The organism is Catenulispora sp. EB89 (genome assembly GCF_041261445.1).
Lineage (GTDB): Bacteria > Actinomycetota > Actinomycetes > Streptomycetales > Catenulisporaceae > Catenulispora.
The window spans coordinates 591,315-603,434 of the sequence record NZ_JBGCCU010000003.1; the positions used below are offsets into that span (position 1 = coordinate 591,315).

Here is a 12,120-nt window from a genome sequence, read left to right on the forward strand (position 1 = left end):
ACATCCACGTGCACGACACTGGCTGGGTTCGGTCACAGAGCTATGATTCATGGCGCGTGGCGACCGATCGCAACGCGCCTCACTCCAAGATTGTCAAGCATCAGGAGGCGCCTGGATCATGACTGCTAACGGCACGGCCACGATCTGGGTCATGCGCGCTGGAAAAGTCGGCGAGGACCGCTTCCCACAGTGGGAAGACGGAAGCTTCTGCGGAGTCGGATTCCGCCCGGTCACCGGCCGGCTGCACTCCGGCATCACGGACGCCGAACTGGAGAACCGGGTCACCAAGTGCTATCCGGCCAAGACCGACGCTGGCGTGAAACGGACCACCGCCATGATCGACGGCTTCATCAAAGTCATGCAGACTGGCGACACCGTAGCCGTGGTCAACGACGGCAAGATCCGCTTCGGTGTCGTCGCCGGCAGTTTTACGATCTGACCGGTGATCCGGGCGTCGACGAGGACGGTTACCTGCGTCGCCGTCCCGTCCGCTGGCTCGGCTCAGCGGACCCGACCGCCGACCTGTCCGGCGTCATGAAGACCCGCAGCACCATCTACCGCCTCGACAGCGCCGACAACCGCCGCGCTCTCAACCGACTGCTGGACCAACTGGGTGAGAATCCCTATGCCGCCGCCGTAGGCTTGCTGGAATACCGCGCTGCGCACCGTGTATTGCCCGAGGCGTTTTCCACCGTGACTACGGAGCCATATCGTGATCCGAAGGCGGTCGAGCTGGTCATCCAGCGTTCCGGCGGGTTCTGCGAGAACCCGGAGTGCGAGTGCCCCCGATTCCAGCACTTCACTCCGGCCGGAAAGCCGATACTCCAGGTCGATCACGTTGTGGACCTCGCGCTCGGCGGTCCTGACCATCCCGCCAACATGATTGCCGTCTGCCCGAATTGTCATGCGATCAAGACCCTGAGCGCCGACTGTGAGAAGTGGCGCTCGATCTTCCGTGAGGCCGCCGCCGAGCTGCACAGGCGTCGCATCGACGGCGAGTAGGCGCACACGGCCGGGCACGTCTCTCATACGTCTGCTCTGACCTTCCTCCGTGAGTGGCCGACAGCGTGGCCGGCCGCGCTCTATTTCCGCATGTTCTCGACGGTCGACGAGGACAATAGGGCCATGAGGTTGTTCGATCCGGGGTTCGCTCCTGAGGAGGTGCTCGTCCACCCACGGCACCAGGCTGCGCAGCAGACTCTGGTCGCGTTGATTGAGGATTTGCGGGCGTGCGAGGGTCCCGCCGACGGCTTCGACTTCCAGCAGGAACTGCTCCAGCGAGTGCTGGCCGCCGATGCGAACCGTAACGCGTTTTCCCAGGCTGCAAAGCTTGTCCGCAAGGGCCGCAAGCCTCAGAGGGGCGCGCCCGAACCTGAGTCCGGCATGGACCCATCCGACTTGGGCACGTGGATCTTCGAGCGGGAGATGTGGGAGCGCATCGGCCGCCAGTACCGCTCGATCGGCGACGCGATGGCCTGGCGTGCGTTCGGCTTCGACCGTCGGGTCATTCTGGCCCTGTGCCGCAATGAACCGCCTGGGATTATGGCCGGCAAGGAGGGCCTGCGCGCTGAGCTCGAGCGGGTCGAGGCCGCGTGGGAAAGCGGATCGTTCGCGATCCTGCACGACCTGACCAACTGTCTGCGCATCGGGGATGTGACCGTCTTCGGGCCGGACGGACCGCCGGTCACCGAAGAAATCAAGCTCAACCCCAAACGGCAGGGCCCTGCGCAGCTGCGCCGGATCCACGAGGCGCGAGAGGCGCTGTGGAACGGCGCGCCGCTGCCTGGCAACGACCCCCGGGAGAAGCTTTACGACTTGGCCCTCCCCTTCAAGACGCACCTAGACCTGCTACGCGAGGCCACCGAGAGGGCGGCCGTCGAAGGCATCGCGACCGTCGTGGTGCCGGGCAATCGCGCCCTAGCCGTGGTGGACCATATGGGATGTCGGAACGCAGGGATCGCCGATGACGAGGGGTTCTCCGCCTTGTACGACGAGCGCTATGACCCGGTGTTGCGCGAGGCTGGGATCGCAGCGCGCCGCGAATTGAACATCAACGCGAACAGTATTGACGGCGTAGCGCGGGACCCGCTCCGCGCGCCCTGGGCGATCTACCCACTGCACCCGATCGTCTGTGCTCGGCTGATCGGGGATATCGCCGCGTTCGTGGTGGAGACCAGCGGCCCCGTGCTCGCCCAAGCGTTGCAGGCTTCAGGCGTGCCGGCCCGCTGGGTGCTGCCGCCAGGCCGCGGTGGCGAACTCGCACGCGGTGAGGTGGTCATGGAGATGACCACCGTGACCCGCGTTCCGATTGGCGGCCGTGTGCTGGAGAACACCCGAATTCTTCAAATGCAACGCTCCGGCTTGGACCAGTACCTGATCGAGCTGGTCGACTCGGTTATCTGGATGGCTGGCGTCCGCCACCTGTTCGAGAACCGCGAGGTCTCGGGCCGCCCATGGACGCACTACCGCGACGAGAGCCAAGTATGGGTGTAGGTCCGCTGGACATCGATCTGCGGTGACCCGGGCCTCCCAGCCCAGTTGGACCACCTGTTGGGACATCGTGATCCACCGGGCGGCAATGTCCACGTCCACCCACCGTGGGACCACCACCTCACCCCGGCGCATCCCGGTTAACGCCATCAGCGACACATGTCTGGTGGCTCGCCGGAGCCAGACGCGGTGTCTTTGACAGATAGCGTTGTACATGTGACCGTCGCCGGCAGCACCCCCACTGATCCGCGAGCATTCGTCGATGCAGCACTGCGTTTGGGGAGGCGTCCCGGCGCGATGTCGGATTTGAAGAATCTTGACAAGGTCATTGCATGGTTAGAGCCATCGGTCGGGCTGCTCTCGCGGTCCGATCGACCACGCCTTGAAGGACAGCTGTTGCTTGTTGCAGCCCTGCTGTGGCGTTATGAACAGTCGAACGACGAGTCATTCCTCGACCGGGCCATCAAGTTACTGGAGGGCTATGCGAGCGAATACCCTAGCCACGGGTATCGCCGTACGAAATACCTAGAAATGATGGCGTGGGCCAGCGTTCGAGCCGCCGAATCTTCCGACACCGTCGCGGCAGCGGAGAATGCGCTACACAATGCACGGCTGGCGGATCGTGAGGCATCCAACGATGCCACGATCTTGATGTGGCTCGGCATTGCTCTGGTGATGTGCTCCGAACGCACCGGACGAACGCGGCTGCTCCACAAGGCCGTGGACGCGCACGAGCGGGCCGTTGCGCTGACTGACGCCGACGACCTCCTGCTGGCTTCGCGACAGTCGGTACTCGGCAACGCATTGACATTTCGGGCCGCCTTGCTGAGCGACACCTCCGACATGCAGCGCGCGATTCGCGCCCACAGAAAGGCGGTTGCTGCCGCACAGGAATCCGACCCCGGACTTGCTACGTTCCTGGGGAATCTGGGTAATGCTCTACTACAGGAGTACGACCTCCTCGGTGATCCGCAATCACTTGCCGAGGCGATCAGTGTGCAGCGCGAGGCGGTAGCATCCAGCCGATCAAAGCACGTCCAGCACGTCGTGCATCTGGAAGGGCTGGCCAACGCATTGTTGTACCAATACGAGCGCTTCGGCGATGAGGACGCCGTGGCAAAGTCGATCGCATTGCGACGCTGCATTCTGAAGCAGCTCGCCGAGGACCACCCGATGCGGGTCCGAGTCCAGTCGAACCTAGCCGGGGTCCTGCTGCGACGCAGCGAGCGTAGCGAGGACACCGACAGTCTGAGCGAGGCCGAGCATTTGATCCGGCAGGTGCTGGAGAAGACCGATCCCTCCAGCCCCCAGATGCCGAACCGCGCGAACATGCTCGGTGTGGTCCTCGGACGCCGTTGGCAAAGCGGCACCGGCACGCCGGCCGATCTTGACGAGTCGGTCACCCGGCTCCGCAAGGCGATCGACTCTGCGCCGGACGGCGCCGTCTTACTGCCGATGTTCCAGTCAAACTTGGCCGTGTTCCTGATTGACGTATTCGAGCGCCTACGGTCCGAAGACCGGGTGAAGGCCGAGAGGGCGTTGCTCGAGGCGGTCAACCTGCACCGGCAAGCTGTCCACGCGACTCCGCTGGGCCACAGCGAACATGGTCGGCGGGTGGCCAACCTGGCGGTGGTGCTAACCGCCCGGGCTCAGTACGATCAAGACCCGCAGATCCTCGATGAAGCCGACGCCGTCTGCCAGCCGGTGCTGGACTTTCTCGCTGAGCACGACCCAGACCGGAGCCGGTGCCTAAGCGTGGCGGGCCAGATCAACCGTTGCCGCTACGAGCTGACCGGTGACCGGCAGGCCGGGCTCCGTGCGCGAGACTTCTACCGCCAGGCCGCCAACCAAGAGTCGGCGGCAGCTATCACCCGTATCCAGGCCGCGCGCAACGCCGGGATGCTAGGCGAGATGCTCAATGACAGCGCCGGGGCGTGCGAAGACCTGGGCTCGGCCGTCAAGCTGCTGGAGCGGGTAGTATCCCCCGCGCTGGGACACGGCGACCAAGAGCGGCTGTTGGCTGACTTGACGGGATTGCCGCGCGATGCCGCCGCACTGGCGATCGCAAGCGGGGACCTTCGCGAGGCCGTAGTGCTTCTTGAACAGGGTCGTGGTGTGCTTCTGGGCAGGATGGCCAATGCGCGCACCGCCTATGACGAACTGCGCGATCGGGAACCAGAGCTGGCCGAACGGTTGCGCAATGTGCAGAGTCGCCTGGATCAGGTGGCTGCGCCGGCACCGAGCGCCATGCTCGAGGGCAGCGTAGCTGCTGCCGCGGCGGGCTCGGCTCACAGCAGCGCCGACCAGCGCGCCGAACTCGCCGGCCGCTACCAACAACTTGTGGAGGAGATCCGCACGCAGCCAGGGTTCGATGGCTTCCTGCGCCTTCCTGGCTTCCAGCAACTTGTGCAGGCTGCTGCCGCTGGCCCAGTAGCGGTCGTCAACATCAGCGACTACCGGTGCGATGCCCTGGTGCTCACCGGCGACGACGTGCTGCATGTTCCGCTGCCACAGGTGAGCTCGCAGAACGTGCAGGAGCAGGCGACGGCGTTCCTGGAGGCGACCGATTCTGCGGACTCCGCTGCCGTCAACACGGTGATGGAGTGGACCTGGTACAACATCGCCGAGCCAGTACTGCAGGCCCTGGCGATGACCAGTTGTCCAGCCGCCGGTGCCGCCGTCCCACGCCTGTGGTGGTGCCCCACCGGGCTGGCGGCGTTCCTGCCGCTGCATGCTGCCGGGCACCACGACCGCGTGCCCGCCGACGGCACCGCCGGCAGCGTCCTGGACGCCGCCGCCTGCTCATACACCGGATCCGTACGATCCCTGATCCGCCTACGCCGCATCCAACCCGCGACGCCTGATGCCGGGGCGAAGATGCTGGTCGTCGCGATCGAATCCTCGCCTGAGTTCCCGACAGCATCTGCACTTTCGGGAGTGCAGCGCGACATCGAGGAGTTGTCCGCGCGCTTCACAGACCCCACCGTGTTAGCTGGCGCCGACGCCATCAGTGATGCCGTGCTCACCGAGCTTGCACAGCATCCCTACGTCCATTTCGCGTGCCACGGCGTGTCCGATCTCGACTCCCCGTTCGACGGATTCCTGGTGCTATACGACGGCCGCCTGAATGCGCGGCGAATCGCGACTCAACACTTGCCCACCGCCCGGCTGGCATTCCTCGGCGCATGCGAGACGTTCCGCGGCGGCACCGCACTGCCCGACGAGTCGATCAGCCTGGCCGCAGTGCTGCAAACAGCTGGCTATGGCGACGTGGTAGCCACACAGTGGATGGTCAACGAGCTGCTCACCGCCACAGTCGCCGGGAAATTCTATGATGCGGTGCTGCGCCCCGACTCCGACGGCACAGCTCACGCGCTTCGGGAAGCGATCCGTGCCGTACGCGCCGAAAGCGACGGCGTACCACCGGTGTACTGGGCACCCTTCATACACACGGGGCCGTAGGCCGCAGCACCTGGCGCGAAGCGTGATGTGAGCGCAAGTTGCGACGCCACCGTTGCCAAAGCAGGTGCCACGACGGCACGTCCCCTGGGCTGACCCCCGAGTTGTAGACACCTTGATACTTAGGTCGAAGCTCGGCGTCCCATGCCACGCCGGGGGCGCCCACCTCGCCTAGATCAGCTGTGCTCTTGCAGGAACCAGTTCTGGGTGTCCTTCTCGCGATCGAGCCTGGCGAGCATGGCTGGGGGCGGGTAGGTGTCCGCCTGGGGGAGATCGACGGCGAGCCCGTCCTTGTCGCCGGGACCCAGCAGACGGGCGGGGACGGCGATGATGACGAAGTCCTCATCGGAGCCGGGCCGCAGGTCCCATCGCCTCGGTTCCATGCCGTAGACGAGCGGCGCGGCGACTCGAGGGTCGCCGGCGCACGACAAGTACATCCGGAGGCCCTGGAACTCCGTCCAGATCGTGACGGTGCCATCGTCTTCGTTCCTGACCTGCCAGATCGGGGGCAGCAGGCTGCCACGGGAGACGATCACCGGGGATCCGGGGGCGGGGTCTCGGATGACCAAGGATCCGATGTGGTCTTGGTCTAGGAACCGGTAGGCGCCGTTGGACACCAGGGCCATGGAGGTACCTCATTCTGCGGCAGGACGCCGCGGCAGCGGCGCGTTCGGCCGGGCGCCTACCCGCGCCGCGGCCGACAGAACCAGGATTTTGCTACGGTTCACCCTTCTCAGCGCCGCTCTCTCCGGTACCTAATGGCCACGCTCACGACATCGTCCGAGGACGGTCGGGCTCCCTCGCGAAGGGCACAGAGGCGTCCTTCAGTATCACGTCAACCCGCCGCAGCTCCGGTCCTCTGCTCGCAACCACTTGAAATACTCGCGGCAATGGTCCGACTTGTGGCGCGTCCGCGCCGACGCCGACACGCCACCGTGGAGAAGGTGCTGGCCGAAGCAGGGCATGCCTGGCAGCGCAGGGTTCGAGTCATCTCGCGGTCGGGGGCCTCGGCACGACCTTGGGGGCTTCGCTTGACGATGGTCCGCCTCAAGGCCGTGCTGCCGGGAACGACGCTCAGCCTCCGAGATGCCGACGTGAGCCTGCCGTCTTTAAGGGCTCCCGGCCCGCTGGCTTGTCAGACGGTCGGCGAGTTCATAGAGGTCGCGGTCGGGCTCGTCGTCGAGCGCGGCGAGTCGTACCTCCAGGAGTCGAAGTGTCTTCCTCATCTCGGCGTGTCGGCCGAGGTGGGCCTGGACTTTCATGATCTTGGCGTAGAGCTCCTGGTTGCAGTCGGCGTCGGCGACTGCGCGTTCCAGTACGTGCAGGGCGAATTCGGGGCGGGCGTCGGCGGTGAGGTCGGCCAGGCGGGCGCAGGCGTCGCCGAAGCGGCGCGATTCGGCTTCGCGGTCGACGATCAGCCAGTCGGCGTGGATGCCGGTGGCGAGGTGTCCGCGGTAGGTGTCGATGGCGGCTTCGAGTGCTGTGGTGCGTTCGGCTTCGTCGCGGGTGCGGTTGGCGGTGTCGAGGTGCTTGGTGAAGCGGGCGAGGTCGGTGGTGATTTCGACGGGGTCGAGCAGGTAGCGGGCGCCGCGGTTGGTGATGTACATCGTCTTCGCCTCGCCGGTGGCGGTGCGGATGCGGGTTCTCGCGTGGTAGACGGTGGAGCGGAAGGTTTCGGCGCTGCCGTTGTTGGTGCCGTCGGGGTTAATCCAAAGGGCGGCGATGATCTCATCGCGAGCGATGCCGTTGGGGTGCAGCGCGAGGAACGTCAGGATCGACGTCTCCTTGTTGTTCAGCACGACTTCACGGCCGTCGATGGTGACGGTGACCGGGCCCAGGACGTTGACGTGGACTCGCGGGAGCGGCGGAAGAGCCGTGGCCGCCGTGGCCTGCGTAGGGATGGTGGCAGGTTGCAGGGTCGACGCCTCATCAGGCGTGTCGGTGGCCGTGTCCAGGTCGGGTTCGACTTGCGCGAGTAGAGCCTGTGCTTCCGACGCTGAAAGAGAGAAGGCCTGCACGCCGTCGAGCTGTTCGTTCGTGCTGCGAGAGCGTTGATCGTGGTCGATCTCAGCTGTCGTCCCGGTATCCCACGGTCCCAGAAGGATCGCGTGCAGGTCCACGGTCCGGCCGACGTCCAGGATCGCGGCCAGGCGCGGGGTGATGGCCGGCGAGGGTGTTGCGATCAGGACGAGCGGCTCGAGTGTCTGCTCCGGGTAGAAGCGGCGCACGTCCGCGGCACTGCGGACGCCGAGATCCGCCACGGTGCGGCGCCGGTCCTGGTACTCGGCTTCCAGCATGTCGACGGCGTCGTCCAGGTCGGTTGTGATCTCCAAGCGGGGAACGTGCGGGGGCTCGTTGGCCAGCAGAGTTGCGAGATCGGCCGAGGGAATGAGGACCCGCATGTGGTCCAGGCTCGCCAACGGCCCGCCGTTGGCGAGGATTCCGACCAGCAGCGCTCGGGCCGTGCTCAACGCGCCTGGGCCACTCAAGCCGAGGCCGGCATGGTCTCGCAGGACCAGTCCAATCTCGTGGTCGCCGTCCGTGCCGAACGAGAGCGAGCCCGGCGCGGTGAACTCGGCGTACGACGCGGGAATACTCGGCCCGGTCAGCCCCGATCTGGACCGTTCCTCCGAGGTGGTAACTGCCTGCTCCGGCAGCCGGAGGTCAGGGCGCTCAGGTCCGGGGTCGTCGAGCCCGGACAGGTATGGGTCGTCGTCTTCGGGGTCGAGGTCGCCGTCCTGGAAGTAGCCGAGAGCGGGCGGAGCCAGCGTCGCCAGATGGGCTCGCTCGATCTCGGCGACCGACTCCGGAACTGCTGGTTGGGGTGTGTCCAGCGGGATCGGCCAGCGTGCGGTGGTGCGGATCCGGCGACGTTTGCGGGCCAAGGCGATCGCTGCGGCGAGGGCGCCGGCGAGACTGACGCCCACCACTCCCCCGCCGGGAAGGTTTACGAACGATCGATCGCGATGTGCCCTCGGCCGTGCGATGACCTCGCGCACGTGAGTGTTCGCAACTGCTGCGCCGGTGCTGGGGACGGCCTGTGTACGGGAACTATTCGGCGCCGTCTGCACCGCGGACTCGCCGGCGGCGACGGTGCGCGGAGAAAGCGCGATGGAAGGCACAGCGGCATCGGTCGGTCGCGGAACCGTAGAAATGGGCGACGCGGCAGGAGCTTGGGCGGTGGCACTCGACGCGGGCATCTCCAGAGTCCAGCCGGGCAGAATCAGGTCGGGATCCGACAGCCGTTGCCCGTCCGCTTGGATGCGGGCACGGTTGGCGTTGTAGATCTCGCGCCAGCGCTCAGCGTCGCCGAGGTGTTGTGCGGCGATGCCCCAAAGCGTGTCGCCATCGACGACCGTGTACGTCGCGGACGACGTTGTCGCCGTCGGCTCGGCGGGGACGACCGGTACAGCGGAACTGGCAGCGGGCTTGGCCGGGGTGATGAAGCCAGTCTTGGCCGCCGCCGGGGTCCGAGATGTAAGCACCGATACGACCAGAGCGGCCAAAAGCACTGCCACCAGTGAAGCCGCAGGCCCCGCTTGCCGATCGCGAATCGCGGGCGCGGTCTGGCGTGCGACCGCGACGGCATCGGCGACTGCGCCCGGCACCTGGACGACGAGCTGTCGGACGAACGCCGCCCAGTAGCACCATCCGACGATCCCGAGGAGATCCAGGACGAAGCGTGCCCGGTCGATCCGCCATACATCCAGCCACGGCCCCACCTGGCTCAGCGACGTCGGCAGCGGTCGGGGGAAGGGGACGCCGAGCGCATCGGCGAGAAACCACGGGACCCCGCCGACGACTGCGACCAGGAGCGCCAGCGCGAGCAGTCCGCGAACGACTCGGATCAGGGTTCTCATGGTGTGCTCGCATCCGACGTGACTGGGTGTGCGGTCGCGCGGCCGGCAACGTGGATCACGTCCAGGCCGCCGACATTCAGCAGCTGGGTTCGGTAGCCGGCCCGCACGGTGACGGTCACCGCATCAGCGGAAGCCGTCACCGTGTACTGGTCGCCCGTCGCTGCGAGGTACTTCTCGGCCGCGGCGCGGGCCCGTAGCGGGTCCACGGCTGGCCGTCCTGTCTGGCGGTAGGCGATCACGTCCAGGGCATCGGCTCCCGCTCGGGCAGCTTCAGCCGCCTCGCCGAGAACCCGGTCCTTGGTGGAAAGCGCCGCGCCGCCGTCCAACACCAGACCGGATGCGAGGAGCAGGGATGGAACAAGGAGAACCGTCAGAATGATCATGGTGTGCTCCGGAACGGATCCACTGGGCTCACTGACGAGGCGGTCAAGGTCTGGGTGCCAGGTAGTAACCCGGTGATGGCCTGCAGAGAGATGTGGCAGGAGATCGTGACCCGTACCACCCCACCGGGTTTGAACGAGGCGGTATCGACCTTCACGTCCCTCCGGGTGCAGGCGGCACTACTGGGGATGGTCGCGGCCGTCTGCTCGCCGACGGCTCGCGCCCGCGGAGAGGTTGTCGCTAGAGATGCGGCACGGGAGGCGGCGTGCGCCGCGGTGCTGACGTCGATATCGGCCATGGCCAGCCGTCCGAGGAGTACGACGAACATCATCACCAGCAGCAGGAACGGCGCGATGAGCACCATTTCGACGAGGCTGGTTCCGGTGTCCGATCGCAGAGATCTCCGCTTCCTCACGTTCGGTCCCCGATGGACTCGGTCGGCGCGGTGACCGTGACGTGCACCGGGAGCTTCAGGAACGGCACGATCTGTTCGGCGTATCCGCTCACCTCGACACGGGCCTCCCGGGCACTGCGCTGCACCGTCACCCGCCCGTCATGCAGCGTGCTCTTGTCGAAATCGGTCAGGTAATGCTCGGTTGCGTCCTGCCCCGCGGCGACGGTGCCGCCTTGGACTCGCGCTGCCTCCAGACCTTGAGACGCGGCCAAATGCGCGATCTGCTCAGCATGGAAGTAGAGGACGAACGCGAACGTGCTGAAGATGATCAGCCCGATCACCGGGGCGGCGAACACCATCTGGACCGTGGCCGAACCGGCATCGCCACGTGGGCGGGGTAGCGCGTGGCGCATCAGAATTGGATGCTCGTGGCCTTGCCCATGATTTTTGAGGTGAACAGGGCACCGACACCGACCGCGATCAACACGATGAAGGCGATGATGATGACGGTGTCTGAGGACATCCCGCCGCGGTCATCGGTCTTCAGGTCGTGGATAAGGTCGCGCAGGCTCCGCGGTCGTTGGCCGCAAGTAAGCAGGGCCCAGGCGCGGGTGGTCAGGTCGGTCATCCGGGAGATCATGGGTGGTGCTCCTTTGCGGGTAGACGGATGCCGGATCAGTTGAACCCGGCGAGGACCTTCATGACCGAGGGGAAACCGATGGCGATCATGAAGGCGAGAAACATCAGCCCGATCGGTACGCCAGTCCGCTCGGTCGCAGCCTCGGCGGCGGCCTGAACGTCAGCGAGCTGACTGGCACGCAAGACCTGCGCCTTGGCGGCCAGCGCATCCTTGATGCGAGCACCTTCGGAACCGGTCAGCGCCAGCGAAGCCGCCAACTGCGCCAGGTCGGCCGAGTCCAGCTCGTGCGCGAGCCGGGCGAAGACTGCGGGGACGGGGGTACGTGCGAGTCGGGCTTCCGCCAGAGCAGCGCGCAACTTGGTGAACGTCGGCCCATCGCCGATCGCGGCAGCGTCATGCAGCGACTGCTCGACGCCGCCCCCGGCCGCGAAAGACGTGCCGGCCAACTCCAGGAACATCGCCAGCGCGGCTCGGGTCTCGGCACGCGCGACCTTCGCGGCGGCGGCCGTGCTCATGACCGGTGTCCAGAACATCACCGCAGCGGCTGCTGCCGCCCCCAGCACCAGGAAGACGCTCGGGACATGTAGGCCGAGCGCGTCGAACCACAGGTCTGCCACCGGTGCCAGGATCAGTCCGGCTGCCCCGGTCGCGGCCTGCTGTGCCAGAAGGTCTTCAGCGCTGCGGTTGAGGACCGCAAGGTCACGCCGAGCCTTGGCGGTTGGCAGGCCCGACTTGGCCAGCAGCGGGACCACTCGCCGGCCCGCCCGCGCCGACCAACCGCTGACAGGCTCCTGCGAAGCACGAGATGGCGCGACGGCGGGTGCCGGTGTGGACAGGCGCGCCAGCACCGACGCTGCGGAGGGGGCCGGTGGTCGGAGGCCGATGAGCAGGAGCCA

11 protein-coding genes are annotated in these 12,120 nt (G+C 66.5%); 4 read left to right on the forward strand and 7 right to left on the reverse strand.

Features of this window, described 5'->3' with window-relative positions:
* The first annotated feature begins 49 nt into the window (after positions 1-49).
* The 4 genes from ABH920_RS09425 to ABH920_RS09440 all read left to right on the forward strand — a co-directional run bounded on the left by ABH920_RS09425 (position 50) and on the right by ABH920_RS09440 (position 5,952).
* Positions 50-439 carry a hypothetical protein gene (locus tag ABH920_RS09425; RefSeq protein WP_370348496.1) on the forward strand — a complete coding sequence of 130 codons (390 nt, stop codon included), beginning with the start codon at positions 50-52 and terminating at the stop codon, positions 437-439.
* A 95-nt stretch (positions 440-534) separates the two neighbouring features.
* Positions 535-1,002 carry an HNH endonuclease gene (locus ABH920_RS09430; protein WP_370348497.1) on the forward strand — a complete coding sequence of 156 codons (468 nt, stop codon included), beginning with the start codon at positions 535-537 and terminating at the stop codon, positions 1,000-1,002.
* A gap of 123 nt (positions 1,003-1,125) precedes the next feature.
* Positions 1,126-2,493, forward strand: coding sequence for a hypothetical protein (locus tag ABH920_RS09435; RefSeq protein WP_370348499.1), 1,368 nt, complete (start codon positions 1,126-1,128; stop codon positions 2,491-2,493).
* Positions 2,494-2,706: 213 nt separating this feature from the next.
* Complete coding sequence (locus ABH920_RS09440; RefSeq protein WP_370348500.1) at positions 2,707-5,952, forward strand: CHAT domain-containing protein; 3,246 nt, start codon at positions 2,707-2,709, stop codon at positions 5,950-5,952.
* Between the two features lie 173 nt (positions 5,953-6,125).
* Here ABH920_RS09440 and ABH920_RS09445 read toward each other — a convergent pair whose 3' ends face one another.
* The 7 genes from ABH920_RS09445 to ABH920_RS09475 all read right to left on the reverse strand — a co-directional run bounded on the left by ABH920_RS09445 (position 6,126) and on the right by ABH920_RS09475 (position 11,976).
* Entirely contained in the window at positions 6,126-6,575 is a 450-nt protein-coding gene (locus ABH920_RS09445; protein ID WP_370348501.1) for a hypothetical protein, read from the reverse strand.
* Between the two features lie 483 nt (positions 6,576-7,058).
* Positions 7,059-9,809: a BTAD domain-containing putative transcriptional regulator gene (locus ABH920_RS09450; protein WP_370348502.1), complete on the reverse strand. Its 2,751-nt coding sequence runs from the start codon at positions 9,807-9,809 to the stop codon at positions 7,059-7,061.
* Complete coding sequence (locus ABH920_RS09455) at positions 9,806-10,192, reverse strand: hypothetical protein (RefSeq protein WP_370348503.1); 387 nt, start codon at positions 10,190-10,192, stop codon at positions 9,806-9,808. The genes ABH920_RS09450 and ABH920_RS09455 overlap by 4 nt, the downstream gene beginning before the upstream one ends.
* A complete protein-coding gene (locus ABH920_RS09460) occupies positions 10,189-10,605 on the reverse strand; it encodes a TadE family protein (protein ID WP_370348504.1) in 417 nt (138 codons plus the stop codon). Before ABH920_RS09460 ends, ABH920_RS09455 begins: the two co-directional genes overlap by 4 nt.
* Positions 10,602-10,997, reverse strand: a complete 396-nt coding sequence (locus ABH920_RS09465; RefSeq protein WP_370348505.1) for a TadE family protein — start codon at positions 10,995-10,997, stop codon at positions 10,602-10,604. The genes ABH920_RS09460 and ABH920_RS09465 overlap by 4 nt, the downstream gene beginning before the upstream one ends.
* On the reverse strand, positions 10,997-11,212 hold the full coding sequence (locus ABH920_RS09470; RefSeq protein ID WP_370348506.1) for a hypothetical protein: 216 nt from the start codon (positions 11,210-11,212) through the stop codon (positions 10,997-10,999). The genes ABH920_RS09465 and ABH920_RS09470 overlap by 1 nt, the downstream gene beginning before the upstream one ends.
* Positions 11,213-11,259: 47 nt before the next feature.
* Positions 11,260-11,976, reverse strand: a complete 717-nt coding sequence (locus tag ABH920_RS09475; RefSeq protein WP_370348508.1) for a type II secretion system F family protein — start codon at positions 11,974-11,976, stop codon at positions 11,260-11,262.
* Positions 11,977-12,120: the final 144 nt, after the last annotated feature.

Excerpts from the sequence above, each read along its gene's own strand:
- ABH920_RS09425 (WP_370348496.1), top strand. The coding sequence starts at position 50 with ATGGCGCGTGGCGACCGATCGCAACGCGCCTCACTCCAAGATTGTCAA.
- ABH920_RS09450 (WP_370348502.1), bottom strand. The coding sequence starts at position 9,809 with ATGAGAACCCTGATCCGAGTCGTTCGCGGACTGCTCGCGCTGGCGCTC.
- ABH920_RS09445 (WP_370348501.1), bottom strand. The coding sequence starts at position 6,575 with ATGGCCCTGGTGTCCAACGGCGCCTACCGGTTCCTAGACCAAGACCAC.
- ABH920_RS09430 (WP_370348497.1), top strand. The coding sequence starts at position 535 with ATGAAGACCCGCAGCACCATCTACCGCCTCGACAGCGCCGACAACCGC.
- ABH920_RS09435 (WP_370348499.1), top strand. The coding sequence starts at position 1,126 with ATGAGGTTGTTCGATCCGGGGTTCGCTCCTGAGGAGGTGCTCGTCCAC.
- ABH920_RS09465 (WP_370348505.1), bottom strand. The coding sequence starts at position 10,997 with ATGCGCCACGCGCTACCCCGCCCACGTGGCGATGCCGGTTCGGCCACG.
- ABH920_RS09455 (WP_370348503.1), bottom strand. The coding sequence starts at position 10,192 with ATGATCATTCTGACGGTTCTCCTTGTTCCATCCCTGCTCCTCGCATCC.
- ABH920_RS09470 (WP_370348506.1), bottom strand. The coding sequence starts at position 11,212 with ATGACCGACCTGACCACCCGCGCCTGGGCCCTGCTTACTTGCGGCCAA.